General features: G+C 50.2%; 23 protein-coding genes and 1 pseudogene. 12 read left to right on the forward strand and 12 right to left on the reverse strand.

What is annotated here, in order from left to right:
• Nucleotides 1-432: proton-conducting transporter transmembrane domain-containing protein (locus ATB02_RS10675; RefSeq protein ID WP_274540900.1), on the forward strand; the 432-nt coding region annotated here is incomplete at its 5' end.
• 66 nt (nt 433-498) lie between these two features.
• Here ATB02_RS10675 and ATB02_RS10680 read toward each other — a convergent pair.
• The 4 genes and pseudogenes from ATB02_RS10680 to rbn all read right to left on the reverse strand — a co-directional run bounded on the left by ATB02_RS10680 (nt 499) and on the right by rbn (nt 4,793).
• On the reverse strand, nt 499-1,002 hold the full coding sequence (locus ATB02_RS10680; protein ID WP_000525377.1) for a YfbM family protein: 504 nt from the start codon (nt 1,000-1,002) through the stop codon (nt 499-501).
• 102 nt (nt 1,003-1,104) lie between these two features.
• A pseudogene (locus ATB02_RS10685) lies at nt 1,105-2,076 on the reverse strand (M28 family metallopeptidase).
• 388 nt (nt 2,077-2,464) lie between these two features.
• Entirely contained in the window at nt 2,465-3,688 is a 1,224-nt protein-coding gene (locus ATB02_RS10690; protein WP_105271541.1) for an ElaD/SseL family deubiquitinase, read from the reverse strand.
• Between the two features lie 187 nt (nt 3,689-3,875).
• A complete protein-coding gene (gene rbn, locus ATB02_RS10695; RefSeq protein WP_032184809.1) occupies nt 3,876-4,793 on the reverse strand; it encodes a ribonuclease BN in 918 nt (305 codons plus the stop codon).
• 64 nt (nt 4,794-4,857) lie between these two features.
• On the opposite strand from rbn, the gene ATB02_RS10700 reads away from it, so the two are divergent.
• From ATB02_RS10700 to pmrD, 9 genes are all read left to right on the forward strand, one after another.
• Complete coding sequence (locus tag ATB02_RS10700; RefSeq protein ID WP_105271542.1) at nt 4,858-5,319, forward strand: GNAT family N-acetyltransferase; 462 nt, start codon at nt 4,858-4,860, stop codon at nt 5,317-5,319.
• A 54-nt stretch (nt 5,320-5,373) separates the two neighbouring features.
• Entirely contained in the window at nt 5,374-5,679 is a 306-nt protein-coding gene (gene elaB, locus ATB02_RS10705) for a stress response protein ElaB (protein ID WP_000070621.1), read from the forward strand.
• Between the two features lie 78 nt (nt 5,680-5,757).
• On the forward strand, nt 5,758-7,056 hold the full coding sequence (gene menF, locus ATB02_RS10710) for an isochorismate synthase MenF (protein WP_105271543.1): 1,299 nt from the start codon (nt 5,758-5,760) through the stop codon (nt 7,054-7,056).
• Between the two features lie 85 nt (nt 7,057-7,141).
• Nucleotides 7,142-8,812 carry a 2-succinyl-5-enolpyruvyl-6-hydroxy-3-cyclohexene-1-carboxylic-acid synthase gene (menD, locus tag ATB02_RS10715; protein ID WP_105271544.1) on the forward strand — a complete coding sequence of 557 codons (1,671 nt, stop codon included), beginning with the start codon at nt 7,142-7,144 and terminating at the stop codon, nt 8,810-8,812.
• Nucleotides 8,809-9,567: a 2-succinyl-6-hydroxy-2,4-cyclohexadiene-1-carboxylate synthase gene (menH, locus tag ATB02_RS10720; RefSeq protein WP_105271545.1), complete on the forward strand. Its 759-nt coding sequence runs from the start codon at nt 8,809-8,811 to the stop codon at nt 9,565-9,567. Before menD ends, menH begins: the two co-directional genes overlap by 4 nt.
• A 14-nt stretch (nt 9,568-9,581) precedes the next feature.
• On the forward strand, nt 9,582-10,439 hold the full coding sequence (gene menB / locus ATB02_RS10725) for a 1,4-dihydroxy-2-naphthoyl-CoA synthase (RefSeq protein WP_000640000.1): 858 nt from the start codon (nt 9,582-9,584) through the stop codon (nt 10,437-10,439).
• Entirely contained in the window at nt 10,439-11,401 is a 963-nt protein-coding gene (menC, locus tag ATB02_RS10730; protein WP_105271546.1) for an o-succinylbenzoate synthase, read from the forward strand. Before menB ends, menC begins: the two co-directional genes overlap by 1 nt.
• Nucleotides 11,398-12,753 (forward strand): o-succinylbenzoate--CoA ligase, encoded by a 1,356-nt coding sequence (menE, locus tag ATB02_RS10735; protein ID WP_105271547.1) that lies wholly within the window; start codon nt 11,398-11,400, stop codon nt 12,751-12,753. The genes menC and menE overlap by 4 nt, the downstream gene beginning before the upstream one ends.
• Nucleotides 12,754-12,862: 109 nt before the next feature.
• Nucleotides 12,863-13,129, forward strand: coding sequence for a signal transduction protein PmrD (gene pmrD / locus ATB02_RS10740; protein WP_105271597.1), 267 nt, complete (start codon nt 12,863-12,865; stop codon nt 13,127-13,129).
• Here the strand turns inward: pmrD and arnF are convergent.
• The 7 genes from arnF to arnB are packed head-to-tail and all read right to left on the reverse strand — an operon-like array spanning nt 13,123 to nt 20,473.
• Nucleotides 13,123-13,509, reverse strand: coding sequence for a 4-amino-4-deoxy-L-arabinose-phosphoundecaprenol flippase subunit ArnF (arnF, locus tag ATB02_RS10745; RefSeq protein ID WP_105271548.1), 387 nt, complete (start codon nt 13,507-13,509; stop codon nt 13,123-13,125). The genes pmrD and arnF overlap by 7 nt on opposite strands.
• Nucleotides 13,509-13,844, reverse strand: coding sequence for a 4-amino-4-deoxy-L-arabinose-phosphoundecaprenol flippase subunit ArnE (arnE, locus tag ATB02_RS10750; protein WP_000638030.1), 336 nt, complete (start codon nt 13,842-13,844; stop codon nt 13,509-13,511). Before arnE ends, arnF begins: the two co-directional genes overlap by 1 nt.
• Nucleotides 13,841-15,493, reverse strand: a complete 1,653-nt coding sequence (arnT, locus tag ATB02_RS10755) for a lipid IV(A) 4-amino-4-deoxy-L-arabinosyltransferase (protein ID WP_105271549.1) — start codon at nt 15,491-15,493, stop codon at nt 13,841-13,843. Before arnT ends, arnE begins: the two co-directional genes overlap by 4 nt.
• Nucleotides 15,493-16,383 carry a 4-deoxy-4-formamido-L-arabinose-phosphoundecaprenol deformylase gene (gene arnD / locus ATB02_RS10760; protein ID WP_105271550.1) on the reverse strand — a complete coding sequence of 297 codons (891 nt, stop codon included), beginning with the start codon at nt 16,381-16,383 and terminating at the stop codon, nt 15,493-15,495. Before arnD ends, arnT begins: the two co-directional genes overlap by 1 nt.
• Complete coding sequence (arnA, locus tag ATB02_RS10765) at nt 16,380-18,362, reverse strand: bifunctional UDP-4-amino-4-deoxy-L-arabinose formyltransferase/UDP-glucuronic acid oxidase ArnA (RefSeq protein ID WP_105271551.1); 1,983 nt, start codon at nt 18,360-18,362, stop codon at nt 16,380-16,382. Before arnA ends, arnD begins: the two co-directional genes overlap by 4 nt.
• Complete coding sequence (gene arnC / locus ATB02_RS10770) at nt 18,362-19,330, reverse strand: undecaprenyl-phosphate 4-deoxy-4-formamido-L-arabinose transferase (protein ID WP_000461657.1); 969 nt, start codon at nt 19,328-19,330, stop codon at nt 18,362-18,364. The genes arnA and arnC overlap by 1 nt, the downstream gene beginning before the upstream one ends.
• 3 nt (nt 19,331-19,333) lie before the next feature.
• A complete protein-coding gene (arnB, locus tag ATB02_RS10775; protein WP_032184679.1) occupies nt 19,334-20,473 on the reverse strand; it encodes a UDP-4-amino-4-deoxy-L-arabinose aminotransferase in 1,140 nt (379 codons plus the stop codon).
• Nucleotides 20,474-20,780: 307 nt separating this feature from the next.
• Here arnB and ais point away from each other — a divergent pair, with 307 nt between their 5' ends.
• Complete coding sequence (gene ais / locus ATB02_RS10780) at nt 20,781-21,383, forward strand: lipopolysaccharide core heptose(II)-phosphate phosphatase Ais (protein WP_105271552.1); 603 nt, start codon at nt 20,781-20,783, stop codon at nt 21,381-21,383.
• Nucleotides 21,384-21,421: 38 nt separating this feature from the next.
• Here the strand turns inward: ais and nudI are convergent, their stop codons facing one another.
• On the reverse strand, nt 21,422-21,847 hold the full coding sequence (gene nudI, locus ATB02_RS10785; protein ID WP_105271553.1) for a nucleoside triphosphatase NudI: 426 nt from the start codon (nt 21,845-21,847) through the stop codon (nt 21,422-21,424).
• 278 nt (nt 21,848-22,125) lie between these two features.
• On the opposite strand from nudI, the gene ATB02_RS10790 reads away from it, so the two are divergent.
• On the forward strand, nt 22,126-22,668 hold the full coding sequence (locus ATB02_RS10790; protein ID WP_105271554.1) for a YfaZ family outer membrane protein: 543 nt from the start codon (nt 22,126-22,128) through the stop codon (nt 22,666-22,668).
• Nucleotides 22,669-22,683 lie beyond the last annotated feature (15 nt).

Here is a 22,683-nt window from a genome sequence, read left to right on the forward strand (position 1 = left end):
GTAGTCAGCCTGATGTCCAGCCCGTACCGTGGCCCGGATGCTGATTCCCTGTTCTCTTACCGCGGTCTGTTCTGGCATCGTCCGATCCTCGCGGCAGTGATGACGGTGATGATGCTGTCACTGGCGGGTATCCCAATGACGCTGGGCTTTATCGGTAAGTTCTATGTGCTGGCGGTCGGTGTCCAGGCACACTTGTGGTGGCTGGTGGGTGCGGTGGTTGTCGGTTCGGCAATCGGCCTCTACTACTACCTGCGCGTAGCGGTGAGCTTATACCTGCACGCCCCGGAACAACCGGGTCGCGATGCACCATCAAACTGGCAGTACAGCGCGGGCGGTATCGTGGTGCTGATCTCTGCACTGTTGGTACTGGTGCTGGGTGTATGGCCACAACCGCTGATTAGCATTGTGCGGTTAGCCATGCCGCTGATGTAAGCTGTCAGTTCGTAAGTCAGAAAGCCGCCGACATGTTCGGCGGTTTTTTTTGGTGCCCTGACCCCATCACCCAACAATAACCGTCAGCGCATGATTCCCCTGTCGCAGCATACGTCGATACGCACTAATCAGCTTTTCCATATCCAGCATGATCGAAGCAAAGAGTTGCCCCTCTAACTCTTCTGAAAAAGTCACACCAGGGTAAATCTCCATTTCATTGAGTCGTTTAATGGAAAACTGTTTACGCAGCTCACTTCGATCCAGTGATTCCAGGCGATCGATTGTCGCGGCTAACTCCTGATTCCAGGTCAATCCTAGGAATCCATCTATGCCATCTTCGAGGCTGTGTTCACCAAGCACGGCACGACTCAGCGGATCATTCTTCGCGGGATCAAAAGCAGAGGTGCCTGTCAGCCCAAAGTGTAAAAAATCCCAGCGTTTATCAATATCCAGTCGGCGTAATCCTGAAAGCGTGTCATGTATATTATCCATCAAAGGTTTTTGAGTAGACTCAAGAAGTTGGTTAATCTTTTCTGAGTCAATTTCTGCAAAATAGCCAATCATTCCCATTTTATTTTCCTCCGTTGAATTTCATGTTTCGCATCTTAAAACAGACGAGGGAAAATAAAATGTACATGTCGCTTTTTCTGGACCCGCCTCGAGAAATTTTTATTATTTACTGTTGTATAACAAAGTTATAACCCCATCCACTACCTGAGCCATTTTCTGATAATTCAATCTGTCTGCGGTATCACCGGGCAAGTGGTATTGTTTATTACGATAAAAAGCGGTGTCGGTAATCATTACGGCGGGAATATCGTGTTGCTAATAATTAAGGTGATCAGAGAAATCAATACCGGGAATAAACCCTGGGGCATTCATAGAATAAACAGATAAATCCTGAGATGACAACAATGCCGCTTTTAGCTGACGAACGGCGTTGATATCCTGCATTCTGCCGACCACGGCAATAAAATCTCCCCGATCGGGATAAAGCCAGGACATTGCCGGGTAAGGATAATCCTGGCTTCCAGGCGCAGAGTCGTAATAGCCAATCATCTCCAGCGCTATCATTAATTTCACTGGACGCTCAAGCGAAGCTGCATGTATCGCGCTCCCCATTTCATCGCTACGAAAGAAGGGCGGTTCTTCCGACGCATAGGAGACCAGCTGCACGCCTGTTTTCGGCGCTTGCTGCTGTAATAAACGTGCCAGTTCAAGTAATCCTGCTACGCCGCTGGCGTTATCATCCGCGCCAGGCGTATAGGTTAATTGATCGTTTTCAAAACTGCTGGCAGAGTCATAGTGCGCACCAATAATAATCAGCGGTCCATTGGCAGGACCATAATCAGCTACAATATTTTTGTAGGGGCCATCCGTAATGGGGACGTCCTGCGTGGTAACTCTGGCACCGCTACTGATAAAGACCTCTTTTATATACTCTGCGGACCTTTTCAGATTATCAATATTGTCGGCACTACGTGGATGCACAGTTTGTGTAAGATAGCGAACTGTTTTTTCTAATTGCTCAGGACTTGCGTGTCGGGGCGTTGGCGGTAATGCATTGACCCAGGGTTGATAAAAAATAATAAAAGGAAGTGATAGTAGTAATGATATAAAACAAAGAGGTGTTATTTTTTTCATATGTAAATTATCAATAAAGGGCGTTATTTCATTATTATTTTAATGAGTTATGAGCGTTTATTTTATTACGGTTGGTAGTAATATACAAAAAGTATTTTTTCAGTGGGTTCGCTATTTTAAAAAGGAATTCATATGAGAAATAAAAAATAATTATGTTATTTATTGGTAGATTGAATTGACAGGGGGCAGAAATCTGAGGGTAAGAAAAGTCAGCAACTACAATCCACTACATCAACAGACCAGCAATCGCGTGCCGCGATACGCTGGAAATACCCGTAGATTGAACTGGCGGATGGTGTGACTGACATCGGTCCGTGATGACTTTTTAGCAAACTATGTTCGATCAGTCAGCATATTTGCTGACTGGTCGAATTGACTAACAATGATGTTAACTTACTCTTTTGCCTGATGCTCTATTTTGGGGTTGTGAGTGTTTTATTTCTAAGTCTCTATAATAATCATTGATATTTGCATCGCTATATTTATCCAAATAAAAATTTCTGTTGACCAGTCGATGTTGAAAATCAATTTCGTACTGCTCTTCTGCTGAATATTTTTTAAATCTGTCAGCATAGTTTTTTAATAACGTATAGGGAGCGCTGTCAGAATTGCTTTCCCTTTGTTCAATTACTTCTTTGGCTGCCATGCACACAAATGCACCGCAACTTTGGCTTAAGTATTGCTGAAGATCGGCATGTAAAAATGTTATCTCTTGTTCAGTTAAATGATCTGTTATATTCTTATTATTCGGCATTTCTCCCATGAATTTAGAATTGAAACTATTAATGACACGCTTAAGTGAATTTTCTTTATCATGGCCTAGTGCACGTAATGAGTTGAATATGACGCATTTTATTTGTTGTGTGTTATTTTTTTCATTAACTATTTTTTGTAGCGAAACTAATATCCAGTGTCCGCCAGTATTTATGGGGAATAACTGGACTTCTTTCGGCCATGATGGATCGCTCTTAATATTATCATTGAGAGCGATTTCCAGGTAAGTGCTGTTGGAATCGGGAAGGTAGAGACCAGTAGGATAATTGACTTGAGTATTTTTTGCATTAGCGGCGATCTTCTGAAGATAGCAATCTATTTCATCTGTGGTTAATTGACGGTTTTTATCCCAGAAGTTTGTACCATCGCTCAGTTCATTATTCTTATCATTTAAAAGTACCTTTGAAAGCGACTGTTTTTCAGATATAAGAGGAATATCATCACCGATAATTGTCATTAATTTTGACGGGGAGAATAGCTTTTTGAACAGGAGATCATCTGAATTATCCGGACCAGCTGGTTTAAGGGGGGAGTTGGTTGCGGTATGTGCCAAATTATATAATTTTAAACAGGCATTTTTGATAAGTCGGATAATCGATAGGGTTTCATTTGTTGGGTTTCTAACAATATGGTAAAGAATATCTTCAGCTTTTTTTCCAAATTCATCATAACCTAACGCAATGTTATGCAGTAACTCAATACTTTCTTCATCTCCGGATAACGCTGTTTTTTTTAAAGACTGCAGTAATTCATCGGTCACAGTAAATTTTTCTGCAAATGTCTGACTGAGTTGGGTTTGAGATAATTGACAATAATTGCTGACAACTGTAACCATCATAGGCTCCTTTTAGTTGCAAAGGTTGTGTTGAATGAAGATAAAAAGAGGCAACTTATTGCTCTGAATATAGTGCGTAAGGAGATGAATAAATATCAAAAATCGCTCAATATGCCCGTGTGGGTGGATATATGTAGCGCGGGTTACGATAACAGGGCAAGTTTCGCCCTGTTTTTAATAATAGGCAGAGTTAAACGTTAAACACAGTGAAATCATTCGCCAGTTCAGTCGCCGGGAAAATTGACCTGCATTCACGTAACAGGTGCTGACAACCTTTGTCATCATAGCGCGAGCTGACGTGGGTAATGATTAGCTTACCGACTCCAGCCTCACGGGCCAGTGTCGCAGCCTGGCGTGTAGAGCTATGACCGCGACTATTGGCTTTGGCTTCCATGGTTATATCCAGCGTCGCTTCGTGCACCATGACATCGACACCTTTAGCCAGGTCAAGTGCGGCATCGCAGGGGCCGGTATCGCCGAAAATAGCGAGCGCTTTACCTGGCACTGGAGCAGCTAAGTAATCTGCGCCGTTAATCTGCCTTCCATCTTCCAGCGTGATTGTTTTGCCCGCTTTTAATGCCTGAAACAGTGGGCCAGGCGGCACGCCAGCAGCTTTTAATGCCTGGGCATTTAATGCACCCGGTTTATCATGTTCTTCAATACGATAGCCATAACATTCCAGTGGGTGTTCCAGCGGATAAGCGGTTACTTTGCGCAGGCCATCATCGAAAATTTCGCCAGCGCCAATTTCGACAATTTCCAGCGGATAATCGGTCCATGAGCCGCTAATCCGCAGCGCAGTCTCCACAAATTCACGGAGACCTTGCGGACCATAAATCGTTAAGGGTTGGACAATACCAGACATAGAACGACTGCACAGCAAGCCGGGTAAACCAAAGAGATGATCGCCATGAAGGTGACTGATAAAAATCTTGTCCAGTTTTCCAGGGTTAAAGGCGGTATGCAGTAGCTGATGCTGGGTGCCTTCACCGCAGTCAAACAACCAAAGACCGCTCCGGGTCGGATGTTGCAGGTTAAGCAATATTGCCGTGACATTGCGCGTACGGGTTGGCACACCGGCTGAAGTACCTAAAAAAATTAATTCCATGAGTTCATCACGTTTCAAAAAATATTCCGGCTAGTATAAGGCATACATCTAAAAGGAGAGCATTATGATTGAATGGCAAGATCTGCATCACTCTGAATTATCGGTTTCCCAGCTTTATGCCTTATTACAACTGCGTTGCGCGGTGTTTGTTGTCGAGCAGAATTGCCCTTATCAGGATATCGATGGTGATGATTTGACGGGGGATAATCGCCATATTCTCGGTTGGAAAAATGATGAACTGGTGGCGTATGCGAGGATTCTGAAAAGTGATGATGATCTTGAGCCGGTCGTTATAGGTCGGGTGATTGTCAGTAAAGCGTTGCGTGGCGAAAAAGTGGGGCAGCAGCTGATGAGTAAAACACTCGAAACATGCGCGCATTACTGGCCTGATAAGCCTGTTTACCTCGGGGCGCAGGCGCATCTGCAAAATTTCTACCAAAGTTTTGGCTTTATCCCTGTGACGGAAGTCTATGAAGAAGATGGTATCCCACACATTGGGATGGCACGCGAGGTAATTCAGGCGTAATCAATAACCATTGTCTATAGTTAGTGACAGGTTTTACGCAAATGGAGAACGAGAATGTCTAATCAGTTTGGTGATACACGTATCGATGACGACCTGACGCTGCTTAGTGAAACACTGGAAGAGGTGCTCCGCTCCTCTGGCGATCCCGCCGATCAGAAATATGTTGAGCTGAAAGCGCGTGCAGAAAAAGCGCTGGATGATGTGAAAAAACGGGTTAGCCAGGCTTCAGACAGTTATTACTATCGGGCGAAGCAGGCTGTTTATCGTGCTGATGACTACGTCCACGAAAAACCCTGGCAAGGAATTGGGGTGGGCGCGGCCGTTGGGCTGGTATTAGGACTGTTGCTGGCACGCCGTTAAAACCTCCCTACACCGGGGTACTGCATTTTTTTTGTAGTACCCCGTATAATGTGAGGCTTTTAACAGGGAGAGGTCCGCGTGCAATCACTCACTACGGCGCTGGAAAATCTACTGCGCCTTTTGTCGCAAGAGATTCCAGCGACACCCGGCATTCGGGTTATTGATACTCCTTTCCCTCTCAAAGATGCTTTTGATGCCTTGAGCTGGCTGGCCAGTCAGCAAACGTATCCGCAATTCTACTGGCAACAACGTAATGGTGATGAAGAAGCTGCCGTCCTGGGCGCGATTACCTGTTTTACGTCGTTGGACCAGGCACAACGTTTTCTTCGCCAGCACCCGGAACATGCCGACTTACGCATCTGGGGGCTGAATGCGTTTGACCCGTCGCAGGGCAATTTACTTTTACCACGACTGGAATGGCGACGCTGTGGCGGTAAAGCCACGCTGCGGCTGACGCTATTCAGCGAAAGCTCCCTTCAGCACGATGCGATAAAGGCAAAAGAATTTATCGCCACACTGGTGAGTATCAAGTCCCTGCCAGGGTTACATTTAACCACCACGCGAGAACAACACTGGCCGGACAAAACGGGCTGGACGCAATTAATCGAACTGGCAACGCAAACCATCACCGAAGGTGAACTCGACAAAGTCGTTCTTGCACGGGCGACCGACCTGCATTTTGCAAGCCCGGTTAACGCAGCGGCGATGATGGCAGCCAGCCGTCGGCTCAATCTGAACTGCTATCATTTCTTTATGGCCTTTGATGGCGAGACCGCGTTTCTGGGGTCGTCTCCTGAGCGGCTATGGCGGCGGCGTGCCAAAGCGCTGCGTACTGAAGCGCTGGCGGGAACGGTAGCAAATCATCCTGATGATAAGCAGGCGCAGCAGTTGGGCGAGTGGCTGATGGCGGATGATAAAAACCAGCGCGAGAACATGCTGGTGGTGGAAGATATTTGCCAACGATTGCAGGCCGATACCCAGACGCTGGATGTTTTACCGCCGCAGGTACTGCGTCTGCGTAAAGTGCAGCATCTGCGCCGCTGTATCTGGACTTCACTCAACAAAGCGGATGATGTGATCTGTTTACATCAGTTGCAGCCAACGGCCGCGGTTGCGGGCTTACCGCGTGACCTGGCGCGGCAGTTTATCGCCCGTCACGAACCGTTCACCCGTGAATGGTATGCCGGTTCCGCGGGCTATCTTTCGTTACAACAAAGCGAATTCTGCGTTTCCCTGCGCTCAGCAAAAATTAGCGGCAATGTCGTGCGGTTATATGCTGGCGCGGGCATTGTCCGTGGCTCCGACCCCGAGCAAGAGTGGCAGGAAATCGACAACAAAGCGGCAGGGCTGCGTACTTTATTAAAAATGGAAGAGTAATGAGTCGCATCATTACCGATTCATATCAATAATCTATTTTTGTAGCTCCTTATACTTAGCCGCAATATTGATACCGGACAAACTCATGTCAGTAAGCGCATTTAACCGACGCTGGGCGGCGGTCATTCTGGAAGCATTAACGCGTCACGGCGTCAGACACATTTGTATCGCCCCTGGCTCGCGTTCTACACCGTTAACGTTAGCAGCGGCGGAGAATTCCGCCTTTATTCACCACACCCATTTTGATGAGCGTGGACTGGGGCATCTGGCGCTGGGGCTGGCGAAAGTCAGCAAGCAGCCGGTGGCGGTGATTGTGACCTCCGGCACGGCGGTAGCAAATCTCTATCCGGCACTAATAGAAGCTGGGTTAACCGGAGAAAAACTGATCCTGTTAACCGCCGATCGCCCGCCGGAGCTCATTGACTGCGGCGCGAATCAGGCGATTCGTCAGCCGGGAATGTTCGCCTCTCATCCTACGCATAGCATTTCACTGCCGCGCCCGACGCAGGATATTTCTGCCCGTTGGCTGGTCTCTACTATCGACCACGCCCTTGGTACGCTTCATGCTGGAGGAGTCCATATCAACTGCCCGTTTGCTGAACCGCTATATGGCGAGATGGACGACTTCGGGCTTAGTTGGCAACAGCGTCTTGGCGACTGGTGGCAGGACGATAAACCGTGGCTGCGTGAAGCGCCTCGTCTGGAAAGTGAAAAACAGCGTGACTGGTTCTTCTGGCGACAAAAGCGCGGCGTGGTAGTTGCTGGTCGCATGAGTGCGGAAGAGGGCAAAAAAGTTGCTCTGTGGGCGCAAACTCTTGGCTGGCCGCTGATTGGCGACGTCCTGTCGCAAACCGGACAGCCGCTGCCGTGTGCCGATCTCTGGTTAGGCAATGCCAAAGCGACAAGCGAACTGCAACAGGCGCAGATTGTGGTGCAACTGGGCAGCAGCCTGACGGGCAAACGGCTCCTGCAATGGCAGGCAAGCTGTGAACCAGAAGAGTACTGGATTGTTGATGACATTGAAGGGCGACTTGATCCGGCACACCATCGCGGACGCCGCTTAATTGCCAATATTGCCGACTGGCTGGAGCTGCATCCGGCAGAAAAACGCCAGCCCTGGTGCGTTGAAATCCCGCGCCTGGCGGAACAGGCAATGCAGGCGGTTATTGCCCGTCGCGATGCGTTTGGCGAAGCGCAACTGGCGCATCGCATCAGCGACTATTTGCCGGAACAGGGGCAACTGTTTGTTGGCAACAGCCTGGTGGTACGTCTGATTGATGCGCTTTCGCAACTTCCGGCAGGTTACCCGGTGTACAGCAATCGTGGGGCCAGCGGTATCGACGGACTGCTTTCGACCGCCGCAGGCGTACAGCGGGCAAGCGGCAAACCGACGCTGGCGATAGTAGGCGATCTCTCCGCACTTTACGATCTCAACGCGCTGGCATTATTGCGCCAGGTTTCCGCGCCGCTGGTATTAATTGTGGTGAACAACAACGGCGGGCAAATTTTTTCGCTGTTGCCAACGCCGAAAAGCGAGCGCGAGCGTTTCTATCTGATGCCGCAAAACGTCCATTTTGAGCACGCCGCCGCGATGTTTGAGCTGAAATATCATCGTCCGCAAAACTGGCAGGAGCTTGAAAAGGCACTTGCCGACGCCTGGCGCACGCCGACCACCACGGTAATTGAAATGGTGGTTAACGACACCGATGGTGCGCAAACCCTCCAGCAACTGCTGGCGCAGGTAAGCCATTTATGATCCTGCACGCGCAGGCAAAACACGGCAAACCAGGTTTACCCTGGCTGGTGTTTTTGCACGGTTTTTCCGGCGATTGCCATGAATGGCAAGAAGTGGGCGAGGCGTTTGCCGACTACTCGCGGTTGTATGTTGATCTCCCAGGTCACGGTGGTTCGGCAGCAATTAGCGTCGATGGATTTGATGATGTCACCGGCTTACTGCGTAAAACTCTGATTAGTTACAACATCCTTAACTTCTGGCTGGTGGGGTACTCGCTTGGCGGACGGGTGGCGATGATAGCGGCTTGTCAGGGGATGCCGGGGCTGAGTGGGGTTGTGGTCGAAGGCGGGCATCCGGGATTGCAAAGTGCTGAACAACGCACGGAACGTCTGCTTTCCGATCGCCAATGGGCGCAGCGTTTTCGCACAGAACCATTAACGGCGGTATTTGCCGACTGGTATCAACAGCCTGTCTTTGCCTCGCTCAATGACGATCAACGCCGGGAGCTGGTGGCGCTGCGTAGCCACAATAACGGTGTAACGCTTGCTACTATGCTGGAGGCCACTTCTCTCGCCGTCCAGCCTGATTTACGTGCTAACCTTAGCGCCCGCACATTTGCGTTTTATTATTTATGTGGTGAACGTGACAGCAAATTCCGCGCTCTGGCGGCGGAACTGGCTGCCAATTGCCATGTCATTCCTCGCGCCGGACATAACGCGCACCGGGAAAATCCCGCTGGCGTAATCGCAAGTCTGGCGCAGATCTTGCGTTTCTGACTAAAGGACACAATATGATTTATCCTGATGAAGCAATGCTTTACGCACCGGTTGAATGGCACGACTGCTCCGAAGGTTTCGAGGACATTCGTTATGAAAAATCCACCGACGGTATCGCAAAAATCACCATTAATCGTCCGCAGGTGCGCAATGCCTTCCGTCCACTGACGGTCAAAGAGATGATCCAGGCACTGGCAGATGCGCGTTATGACGACAACATCGGCGTGATCATTCTGACTGGTGCAGGCGATAAAGCGTTCTGCTCTGGTGGCGACCAGAAAGTGCGTGGCGATTACGGCGGCTATAAAGATGATTCCGGCGTACATCATCTGAATGTGCTGGACTTCCAGCGTCAGATCCGTACCTGTCCGAAACCGGTTGTCGCGATGGTAGCAGGTTACTCCATCGGCGGCGGTCACGTTCTGCACATGATGTGCGACCTGACCATCGCGGCGGAAAACGCCATCTTCGGTCAGACTGGCCCGAAAGTCGGTTCCTTCGATGGCGGCTGGGGCGCTTCCTATATGGCGCGCATTGTTGGGCAGAAAAAAGCGCGTGAAATCTGGTTCCTGTGCCGTCAGTACGACGCGAAACAAGCGCTGGATATGGGCCTTGTGAACACCGTTGTGCCGCTGGCAGATCTGGAAAAAGAAACCGTGCGTTGGTGCCGCGAAATGCTGCAAAACAGCCCGATGGCGCTGCGTTGCCTGAAAGCTGCGCTGAACGCTGACTGTGACGGTCAGGCGGGTCTGCAGGAACTGGCGGGCAACGCCACCATGCTGTTCTACATGACGGAAGAAGGTCAGGAAGGTCGCAACGCCTTCAACCAGAAACGTCAGCCTGACTTCAGCAAATTTAAACGGAATCCGTAATGCGTAGCGCGCAGGTATACCGCTGGCAGATCCCCATGGACGCGGGGGTGGTTCTGCGCGACAGGCGGTTAAAAACCCGCGACGGGCTGTATGTTTGCCTGCGTGAGGGCGAGCGCGAAGGGTGGGGGGAGATCTCCCCACTACCGGGCTTCAGCCAGGAAACATGGGAAGAGGCACAAAGCGTGCTGCTTGCCTGGGTAAATAACTGGCTGGCAGGTGATAGCGAGCTACCGCAAATGCCTTCCGTCGCCTTTGGCGTAAGCTGTGCATTGGCGGAGCTGGCAGACACGCTCCCGCAGGCAGCCAATTATCGTGCTGCGCCGCTGTGTAATGGCGATCCTGACGATCTGATCCTCAAACTTGCCGATATGCCAGGTGAGAAAGTGGCGAAGGTCAAAGTGGGATTGTACGAAGCCGTGCGCGACGGCATGGTGGTCAATCTGTTGCTGGAGGCAATTCCGGATCTGCATTTGCGTCTTGACGCGAATCGCGCCTGGACACCGCTGAAAGGCCAGCAGTTTGCCAAATACGTTAACCCGGATTATCGCCACCGCATCGCGTTTCTCGAAGAGCCGTGCAAAACCCGCGATGATTCGCGAGCGTTTGCCCGTGAAACCGGCATTGCCATTGCCTGGGATGAAAGCTTGCGCGAGCCGGATTTTGCCTTTGTCGCTGAACAGGGCGTGCGCGCGGTAGTTATCAAACCCACGCTCACGGGCAGCCTGGAGAAAGTACGTGAGCAGGTGCAGGCGGCGCACGCGCTGGGGCTGACGGCGGTGATCAGTTCATCTATTGAGTCGAGCTTAGGCTTAACGCAACTGGCGCGGATTGCTGCCTGGTTAACACCAGACACCATTCCGGGGCTGGACACGCTGGATCTGATGCAGGCGCAGCAGGTTCGTCGCTGGCCGGGTAGCACGCTGCCTTTTGTCGACGTTGATGCACTGGAGCGGTTGTTATGATCTTCTCTGACTGGCCGTGGCGTCATTGGCGGCAAGTGCGGGGAGAAGCCATCGCCTTACGTCTCAATGATGAGCAACTCAACTGGCGCGAGCTTTGTGTTCATGTCGATGAATTAGCCTCAGGCTTTGCGGCGCAGGGCGTGGTTGAGGGCAGCGGCGTGATGTTGCGGGCGTGGAATACGCCGCAAACGCTGCTCTCCTGGCTGGCGCTACTGCAATGCGGAGCGCGGGTGCTGCCCGTGAATCCACAGTTGCCGCAACCGTTGCTTGAGGAATTGTTGCCCAATCTGACGCTGCAATTTGCACTTGTGCCGGAAGGGGAAAACACATTTTCGGCGTTAACGTCGCTGCATATTCAGCAGGTTGAAGGCGTACATGCCGCTGCGTGGCAGCCGACGCGTCTGTGCTCAATGACGTTGACCTCCGGCTCTACCGGTTTGCCGAAAGCCGCTGTTCATACTTATCAGGCCCATCTTGCCAGTGCGCAAGGTGTGTTATCGCTGATACCGTTTGGCGAGCACGATGACTGGTTGCTCTCTTTACCGCTGTTTCACGTCTCCGGTCAGGGAATTATGTGGCGCTGGTTATACGCTGGTGCGCGGATGACGGTACGTGATAAACAGCCGTTGGATCACATGCTGGCAGGCTGTACTCACGCATCGCTGGTGCCGACGCAGCTCTGGCGTTTGCTGGTTAACCGCAGTTCCGTTTCCCTGAAAGCAGTGTTGCTTGGCGGCGCGGCGATCCCGGTCGAGTTGACGGAACAGGCGCGCGAGCAGGGTATTCGTTGCTTTTGTGGCTATGGTCTGACCGAGTTTGCTTCCACGGTGTGTGCGAAAGAAGCCGACGGTCTGGCGGACGTCGGTTCGCCGCTGCCCGGTCGGGAAGTGAAAATCGTTAACGATGAAGTGTGGCTGCGGGCTGCCAGCATGGCAGAAGGTTACTGGCGTAACGGACAACTGGTGCCGCTGCTCAATGACGAAGGCTGGTACGCTACGCGCGATCGCGGCGAGATGCATAACGGTAAACTGACCATTGTCGGGCGCTTAGATAATCTATTCTTCAGTGGTGGCGAGGGTATTCAGCCGGAAGAGGTGGAGCGTGTTATTGCTGCACATCCTGCGGTTTTGCAGGTGTTTATCGTCCCCGTCGCGGACAAGGAGTTTGGTCATCGACCGGTAGCGGTGGTGGAGTATGACCAGCAAACCGTTGATCTTGGCGAATGGGTGAAAGATAAGCTGGCCCGTTTTCAGCAACCGGTGCGTTGGCTGACGCTTCCACCTGAACTGAAAAACGGTGGTATTAAGATTTCACGTCAGGCGCTAAAAGAGTGGGTGCAACGCCAGCAATAATTAACCATCCGTTGCACTTCTCATTTCTGCCATTCCATTGCCGTTGATAAAGAGTTTATCTGTTAATCTGTAAATTGATGTGAAAACTCTTAGCAAACAGGATAATGCAATGGAATGGCTGGTCAAAAAATCGTGCTGCGATAAACAAGATAACAGACATGTACTTATGCTCTGCGATGCTGGCGGCGCGATAAAAATGATCGCCGAAGTGAAGAGTGACTTCGCCGTGAACGTAGGGGATTTACTCTCACCTTTGCAGAATGCGCTTTACTGTATTAATCGTGAAAAGCTGCACACGGTGAAGGTCCTCTCGGCAAGCAGTTACAGCCCCGATGAGTGGGAACGGCAGTGTAAAGCGGCAGGGAACACTCAGTAACGTTGTTTTGTCGTGGGCAGGAAAATCAACATCAACCCGCTCATAATACAAGCAACTCCCAGTAGTGCCTTCAGCGAAAAAGTTCCTTCCCAGCCGGGAAGTATCATTGATGCAATCCATACCAGCACATAGCTCATACTGAGCAAGGCATAGGCTTTGCTTAACGCAAGTTTATGTAGCGTTTTGTACCAACAAAAAACGGAAAGCAGATAACCCAGCAGCCCAAGCAACAGTATCCGTGCCTCCAGGCCAAAAGCTAACAGCGCCGCGATAAAATCCCATAAGTGCGTCATCGGCGGTAGATGACTCGCTGCATAACCCAGGCTTAATTGCGCAGCTGAGGCAATAATGACGCTGAATAATCCCCACATCAGGCCCATTACACCGTACTCCCGAGGATCACAATGCCGCCAATAATGAACGCCACCCCACACCAGTGACGCAGTGATACCGGCTCGTGCCACAGTTTTACTGCAGCCAGCGTCACCCAGACAAAATTCAGACTTAACATCGGGTAGGCAATGCCTACCGGTACGTTCTGCAAGACCAGCAGCCAGAGCACCATGGCAAGGCCAAGACAAGCCAGCGCCAGTCCCAGCCACAGCACGATATGTTTGCGCCGTTTGTTTATCGCCACAAAGCAGGTTGCTTGTTTCTGACACAACTGCCCGGCAACGCTAAGCAAGCTGGCAAAGACTAATGTTAGCCAGATCATTTGGGCCGATACTGAATCAGCACCAGACGCTCCTGACGATCGATGGCATCTGCGGGCGGAATGGCGAGACTGTTGATATCTTCATCGCGGTCAACCGAAAGCACGAGTGTAATAACCCCCTCCTGACGATGTTGATTAAGCCAGTTTGCGAACTCATCACCGCTGACAAATCTCCCTTTCGCATCCGGATAATTTAGGCCGTATTTCAATTCCCCTGTCTGGCGATACATGATGATGTCATCACGTCTCAGGCTCCATGCCAGACCAGCAGCAACGCCGACGCTATCGGTAAGAATATAGCGGCTTGGCTGCAGTGATTCTTGTGTCGTCTCGACAAAAAATTGCGGATGTTTTCCTTCCATGACTCTGTCAGGAATTGAAAATCCTACCAGCAACGCCAGCCCAAGCGGGCAAAGTGCGGCAAAAGACCAGGTCTTTTCGACGTTTGTTAAGGTGTACCAGCCGAAAAATGCCCATAGCGAAAAAATCGACCATGCACAGAAGACTTTATAGCTCTCGAAGGTTTGCCACACCGGCGTGCTCATAGGTCCCCAGGGGGAGACCACAAACGTAGCAATAATGCCAGTGACGCCAAAAGCGATGTTAATCCAGCCATTAATCCGCAACGCCAGAGGATTATTTTTTGCTGCCAGCAAAGCGTAATGCGCCATCAGCATTGCCAGAGGTGCAAAGCAGGAAAGAATATAGGTGGGCAATTTGCCTTTGGCAACGGAGAAAAACAGCAGCGGCATTACCGCCCAGCTCAATAAATAGACGGTTGCGGAATGCTTGCGGTTTTTCCAGCCTGTGTACAGTGCTCCGGGGAGTAATCCCAGCCACGGCAGGCTACCGGCAATGATGACCGGCAAGTAGTACCAGAACGGAGCTCTATGCTGGGCATCATCCAGTGCAAAGCGTTGAATATGCTCAACCCAGAAAAAATAGTGCCAGAAGTCAGGCTCCCGCTGCGCTATCGCCAGTCCCCAGGGGAGAACCGTCAGTACGCAACTGATAACCGCCAGCCAGCCGTAAATAAAGAGATCTTTCCAGCGTTTTTGCGTTGCAACCCATGGCAGCACGCTTAATACCGGCACGGCAAGGGCGAGAAAACCTTTGGTCATCACCCCCATGCCGCAGGTGATTCCCAGCAGTAAAAATCCCGCGCTTTTGCCTTTCCACGTCTGTGCCTGCATTGCCAGCCAGAAGCTGCACATTCCCGCCACCAGCCAGAATGCAATAAACGGATCGAGCACGGCATAAGTGCCAATGGCATAGACAATAAACAGTGAGAGATAAATCACTGCGGCGAGTAGAGCCAGACGTTTATCGCGCCATAAGCGCAGGGTAAACCAGGTCACCAGCGCGGCAGTTAACAGGGTCGCAAAGATAACGCCTGCCCGCACACCAAAGTTATTTGCGCCAAATAGCCATTGCCCAATACTGTTAATCCAGTATCCGGCAATGGGTTTTTCGAAATAACGTAGCCCTAACATATGGGGCACAATCCAGTCGCCGGATGCCAGCATTTCCCGACTGATTTCCGCATAACGCGTTTCATCTGGTTGCCAGAGCAGACGCGTGCTGATCGGTAACAGGTAATAGCAGGCAATAAACGCGAAGAGGCCGATAAGGTAACGTACCGATTTCATCAGCGACTACCCGCAATTTGTTGGCAACCCAGCCAGCCTTCACGTCCGGCAATATTTCCGCGAACAACTTGTCCGAGCGGCAACGTCCCTGATAACAGTTCGCTTAAAGGGCAAAATGTCACGCCTTCCTGGGTTGCGCGTTTCAGGAGATCCACAAAATTATGCTGATAAGCGCAGCCTTCAACTTCTGCATGAATGGTATAAACCGGCGTGCCTTTATCTCGCAGGATGCGGTTGAGTAGCCAACCGTTAAAATCTTCTGCTTTCACATCCCGACCAATCACTTCATCCCAGGTGGGTAAGGTCACCGGAATTTGCGCAGTACCGGGTTTTCCTGATTCGAGCAATGGACGAAACGGCATCGCCCCACGACAATCGCTGTTGTAGCGCAAATGGAACGCTTCTTTTGCTTCGATCACCTGCTGGTCGGCACGCCAGCCAGCGGCTGCGGAGCAGGTTACCGGTTGGCCGATAATTTCTTCCAGGGTGCGAAGGCCGCGTGCAATATCGTCGGTCATCGTTTGCCGATCCCAGTTACCGCTATGGGCTTGCCAGGCGTGATGATCCCAGGCGTGTAGGCCGACTTCGTGGTGTTTAGCCGCTTCTCGAATGATATCGGCATTGGCATGACCAATCTCTTTTCCTGGCCATGCCGTACCCGCCAGCAAAATATCCCAGCCATAAAGCGATGCTGCGTTTGAGCGCAGCATCTTCCACAAAAACTGTGGCTTCACCAGTCGCCAGAGATGGCGGCCCATATTGTCCGGGCCGACGCTGAAAAAAATGCTGGCCTGAATATTATGCTTACTCAAGATTTCCAGCAGACGTGGCACGCCTTCACGGGTGCCACGAAAGGTATCGACATCAATGCGTAAGCCTACTTTGGTCATGATGGTTTATCCGTAAGATCGACGGTGCGCAGGAAAAAATCCAGCGTTTCGTCGATGGTTTCCTGCATATCAATTTTCGGTTCCCAGTCCAGGCAACGGCGGGCATTGCGGATGCTCGGTTTACGATGCTCTACGTCCTGATATCCTTTACCGTAGTAACTGCTACTTTCGACCACACGAAAGCCTGCAAATGGTGGGAAGTGATGGCGCAGCGGATGTTTTTCGAAGCTCGCCAGCAGCATTTCGCCCAGTTCCTCAATGCTCGCTTCGTTATCAGGATTGCCAATATTGATAATTTCGCCGTCGCAGCGATTGCCTGCATTTTCGATGATGCGGTATAACGCCTCGATACCATCGCGAATATCAGTAAAGCAGCGTTTTTGTTTTCCGCCATCAATCAGCTTAATCGGTGAACCTTCTACCAGATTGAGAATGAGTTGCGTAATAGCGCGGGAGCTGCCAATTCGCGCTGCATTAAGGTTATCCAGTCGTGGTCCCATCCAGTTAAACGGGCGGAAGAGGGTAAACTGTAAACCCTCTTTTTCGCCATAGGCCCAGATCACTCGATCAAGTAATTGTTTAGACACCGAATAAATCCAGCGTGGTTTATTCACCGGGCCGACGATTAAATTAGAATGGTCTTCATCGAAGTATTTATCGCTACACATCCCATAAACTTCTGAAGTCGACGGGAAGATGATTCGCTTACGGTACTTCACGCAGTAACGGATAATGCGTAGATTCTCTTCAAAATCGAGTTCAAAGACGCGCAGCGGGTTGCGGGTATATTCAATCGGCGTGGCTATTGCCACCAGCGGCAAGACGACATCACATTTTTTGACGTGATATTCAATCCATTCGGAATGGATACTGATATCGCCTTCGACAAAGTGAAAATGCGGATGATTCAGAAAACGGCTTATCGCATCGCTGCCGATATCCAGACCGTAAACTTCATAATGATCTTCGCGCAGCAGGCGTTCTGTCAGATGGTTGCCAATAAAGCCATTCACCCCGAGGATGAGTACCCGAGTACGGCGTCGGGCGGTGCAGGCAGGCTGGCTATTCAAGCGTGAACCTTGCACCAGACCCAGCGACTGCGCTAACTGCGAGCCTTGCATAGTAATGCCGTCTCCCGCCTGTCCGGTGACGATTTCCAGCGCGCCATCGCCACAGGCAATCAGCAGTGGCGCAACAGAAATCACGCTCCCCGGTTGTGCTGCGGGCGCATGAGAATGCACGCGTGACGACCAGACGGTAAATTTTTGATTACCAACATAGCTGAAGGCACCCGGCCACGGATCGGCGACGGCACGCACCATGTTATGCAATACTGCTGCCGGTTTATGCCACTCGAGGAAGCTGTCTTCTGGCGTTCTGCGACCAAAACAGGTGGCTTCGTTTTCGCGCTGGGCGATTTCCAGAATATTACCGTGTTTAATGGCGGGTAATGTCTGCTCCAGTAGCTGGCGCGCGGCATGGCACAATTTATGATGCAGCGTAATGGCGATATCGTCTGGCGCAATGGCAATGCGCAATTGGGCCACAATGGCCCCAGCATCGGCACGTTTCACCATTCGGTGCAATGTCACGCCAGTTTCCGTTTCACCGTTCACCAGCACCCAGTTCAGCGGCGCGCGACCACGATATTTGGGTAACAGCGAACCATGCAGATTAAATGCACCTGCGGGGGCGAGCTGCAAAATTTCGTCGCAAATAAGATGGCGATAATAAAAAGAAAAAATCACATCAGGTGAAAGTTGGGCAATGCGTTCCACCCACAGCGGATGATTAACGTTATCTGGCGCATAAACCGGAATGCCTCTTTCCGCCGCCAGACGAGCTACCGAACCATAAAAGGCTTTTTCACCGGGATTATCACTATGAGTAAAAATAGCGCTAATTTCGTAACCGGCAGCCAGCAGGGCTTCAATACCGAGGCATCCCATATCGTGGTAAGCAAAAACGACAGTTTTCATTATTCATTTTCCTTGCTGGATGGACGGATAACTTGCTGAACAAAATAGCGGGGGCGGGCGCGGACATCGGTGTAGATCCTGCCGATATATTCACCGAGTAGTCCCATGCCGATAAACTGAGCGCCAATAAAAGTAAACAGCACGGCAAATAGCATAAAGACGCCTTCTGCCGCCCATTGGGGGCCGAAGGTCAGGCGTAAAATCACCAGCAGCACCGCAATGCTAAAACCTCCAATCGCAATAATGCTGCCAAGCAGACTCAGCATACGTAGCGGCGTAGTGGTAAGGCAGGTCACCAGGTCGTACATCAAATTAATCAGGCGCATAAAGCTGTATTTGGATTCACCAAACTCACGCTCGGCATGATGCACTGGAATTTCAATGGCACGGCGGGCGAAGATATTCGCCAGAATCGGGATAAAGGTGCTGCGTTCATGGCAGTGCAACATCGCATCGACAATATGACGGCGATAGGCGCGCAGCATACAACCGTAGTCACCCATCGCTTTGCCGGTGGTGCGCTGAATAAGTCGGTTGATCATCTTCGAGGCCGTTTTACGAAACCAGCTGTCCTGGCGGTTCTGACGCACAGTTCCTACCACGTCGTAGCCTTCATCGGCTTTTGCCACCAGGCGGGGGATCTCCTCTGGCGGATTCTGGAGATCGGCATCAAGGGTAATAATTAAGTCGCCAGTAACGTGACTGAATCCCGCCATAATCGCTGAATGTTGCCCGTAATTGCGGTTAAGCAAAATAGACACAATATGGCTGTTCTCCGCTTGTGAGGCTTCGACCAGCATATGCGCGGAATTATCGCTACTGCCGTCATCAATCAGCAGGATCTCATACTCTTTCCCCAGTGATTCACAGGCTGTGGTGGTGCGCCTGATTAATTCCGGTAAGCTTTCCTGCTCGTTATAAACGGGAATAACCACCGAGACTTTCTTAACAGGGTGGATTTCAAACATGGCTTATTGTCCTGCGAGTTGCTGAAGGGTTGTGATGACGCGGTCGGCATCGGCGGTGGTCATATCCGGGAACAGCGGCAACGAACAGATGCGTTCGCTATTCCATTCGGTATTCGGTAACGACAGCGTGGGAAAACGCTCGCGATAATATTTTTGTGTGTGAGCGGCGCGGAAATGTAACCCGGTACCAATGCCTCTTTCTTTTAACGCTTCCATCAACGCATCGCGACTGATACCACAACGTTGTTCATCGACACGAATAATAAACAGATGCCAGGCGTGAACGTGCGGCCAGGCGGGAAGGCTTAATGGCTCAAAGGGGAGAGCTGCCAGTGCTTGCTGATATTGCAGAGCAATTTCGCGCCGACGGGTGTTGAGGTGCTCTAATTTGGCTAACTGGGTCAGGGCAATCGCGGCGTTAATATCGGTCAGATTATACTTATAGCCCGGCGTTAAGACTTCAGCTTGCGGTGCACGGCCCCAGGTTTGTCTGTCATATGCATCGACACCCAGACCGTGAAATTTCAGCATCCGTAGCTGGCAGGCGAGGTTTTCATCATCGGTAACAATCAACCCACCTTCCGCACAGGTAATATTTTTGATGGCGTGAAACGAAAAAATAGCGGTACCTTTCGCGCCAATATGTCGGCCTTTGTAATATGTACCGACGGCATGGGCCGCATCTTCGATAACCGCGATGCCGTAACGTTCGCCAATGGCGCGAATAGCGTCAATATCTGCTGGCGCACCGGCATAATGCACCGGAATGATGGCTTTAGTGCGTGACGTAATGGCTGCTTCTATCAATTCTGGCGTGACCATCAGCGTATCGCGGTTAACATCCACCATTACCGGCGTTGCACCCAACAAGGAGATCATATTGAGCGTTGAAACCCAGGTCAGGGAAGGCGTAATCACTTCATCGCCCTTGCCAATTCCCAACGCCATCAGCGTGATATGCATTCCTGCGGTGGCTGAACTGACCGCGATGGCATGCTGATTTCCCGTCAATTGGCAAAAGGCTTGTTCAAGCGCTTGATTCTTCGGACCTGTAGTGATCCAACCGGATTCGAGAACCTCTTTAACTGCTGCGAGTTCCTCCACGCCCATTGCTGGTCGCGAAAAAGGCAAAAATTCTGACATTGCTTTTCCTTCCGCCATTGAATACCTGTCCACTTATATTTGCTATAAAGAGTGTTGTGTATATTTTGCCATTTGGAGCGAAATTCTAAGGATAGAATATTAACTTAACCTTAAGAAATTAATATTAGACGTAAATATTGAAATTTTTATATTTTTTCTTATTTAGGCTTTGCATTTGGCAAAATTTTGAGGCATTTTGCCGGCATCGTAGGATTTTTAATATTACACCAACTGCTAATTATCGCCAGAAATGTCGCTCAATTTCACGGTAATTGTCTGGTTGCGCTTGTCTATAGGTGGAGTTTACGTGTTAGCTTTTTGCCGCTCTTCGTTGAAGTCAAAAAAATATTTCATCATTTTACTGGCGCTCGCTGCCATTGCCGGACTGGGTACTCATGCCGCCTGGAGTAGCAATGGTTTGCCACGTATCGACAATAAAACGCTGGCCAGACTGGCACAGCAGCATCCGGTTGTCGTTTTGTTTCGCCATGCTGAACGTTGCGATCGTTCAACCAATCAATGCTTGTCAGATAAAACAGGTATTACGGTCAAAGGTACCCAGGATGCCCGTGAACTGGGCAACGCTTTTAGTGCTGATATCCCTGATTTCGATCTTTATTCCAGTAATACCGTCCGGACCATTCAGTCGGCGACCTGGTTTTCAGCGGGGAAAAAGCTGACGGTAGATAAACGACTTCTTCAATGCGGTAATGAGATTTATAGTGCAATTAATGACTTACAAAGCAAAGCACCTGATAAAAATATCGTTATTTTTACCCATAATCATTGCCTGACATATATTGCTAAAGATAAGCGTGATGCGACATTTAAACCTGATTATCTGGATGGTTTAGTCATGCATGTAGAAAAAGGCAAAGTTTATCTGGATGGGGAATTCGTTAACCACTAAATTTTCAATCTGACAGCCAGTAATGGCTGTCATCATTGTTACAGAAGACCTTTCAAACGTAACGTTTTTCGGGTGGCGACATTCAAATCATAATGCACCAGATCTTCAGGTTTTACCCACGCGTAGTCCTGAAACTCTTCGTTTATTTTCACTTCTCGGTTGGCTGATACACAGTCAAAGATCAGGTAAATCATATAAATTTCTTCCTTGCGACCATCTGCATACATCTTGGTACGAATATCATCGCTGAAGGTCCACGGCGTGATTTCTGTCAAAATCAGCTGTTCTCCCAGTTCTTCACGAATTTCGCGGCGTAGTGCCTCTTCAATTCGTTCACCAGGCTCCACGCCGCCACCCGAAAGCGCCCATTGACCGGGGAAAACGCCGCGATCGTCGGCCATTTTACACAGCAAATAAGCACCATCATTTTCAATCAAAGGGCATACAATAGTCCGTTGTCGCACAGGAGTATTCCTTATAAATAAAAAGAAACCATGAGAATACGGCAACTCAGAAATATGTGAAAGTGACAGTAATCTCTTTTGCGATGATAACCGCACTGATTATTATTTTTGTGTGTATCGATACAGTGTGTTTATTTTTTCAGCGTTTAATTATTTGAGAAGTATTTAGTTACAATAAGTGACTAGATCCCTTTTTTCGCTCATTGAATCCTCTGTGCCAGACAGTACAATCCCGCAGCTTTGGGAATTTTGATTTATTGCTTGTGGGAGAGGGGAAAATGAAAAAAATTGCGCTAGCAGGTCTGGCCGGAATGCTGTTGGTTTCTGCATCGGTCAATGCAATGAGTATCAGCGGTCAGGCGGGTAAAGAATACACCAATATTGGTGTCGGTTTTGGAACGGAATCGACGGGCCTGGCGTTAAGCGGTAACTGGACACATAACGACGACGACGGTGACGTCGCGGGCGTAGGGCTGGGGTTGAATCTGCCTCTCGGGCCGTTAATGGCGACCGTTGGCGGAAAAGGCGTTTACACCAACCCGAATTACGGCGATGAAGGTTATGCTGCGGCGGTAGGAGGTGGTTTGCAGTGGAATATTGGCAACAGCTTCCGTTTGTTTGGCGAGTATTACTACTCTCCAGATTCGCTCTCCAGCGGTATTCAAAGTTATGAGGAAGCGAATGCGGGTGCGCGTTACACCATTATGCGTCCAGTCAGTATTGAGGCGGGCTATCGCTACCTGAACCTTTCTGGTAAAGACGGTAACCGCGACAACGCCATCGCTGACGGTCCATATGTTGGCGTTAACGCCAGTTTCTGATCCCTTCCGGCGCGG

Source organism: Escherichia sp. MOD1-EC5189 (assembly GCF_002966045.1).
GTDB lineage: Bacteria > Pseudomonadota > Gammaproteobacteria > Enterobacterales > Enterobacteriaceae > Escherichia > Escherichia coli_F.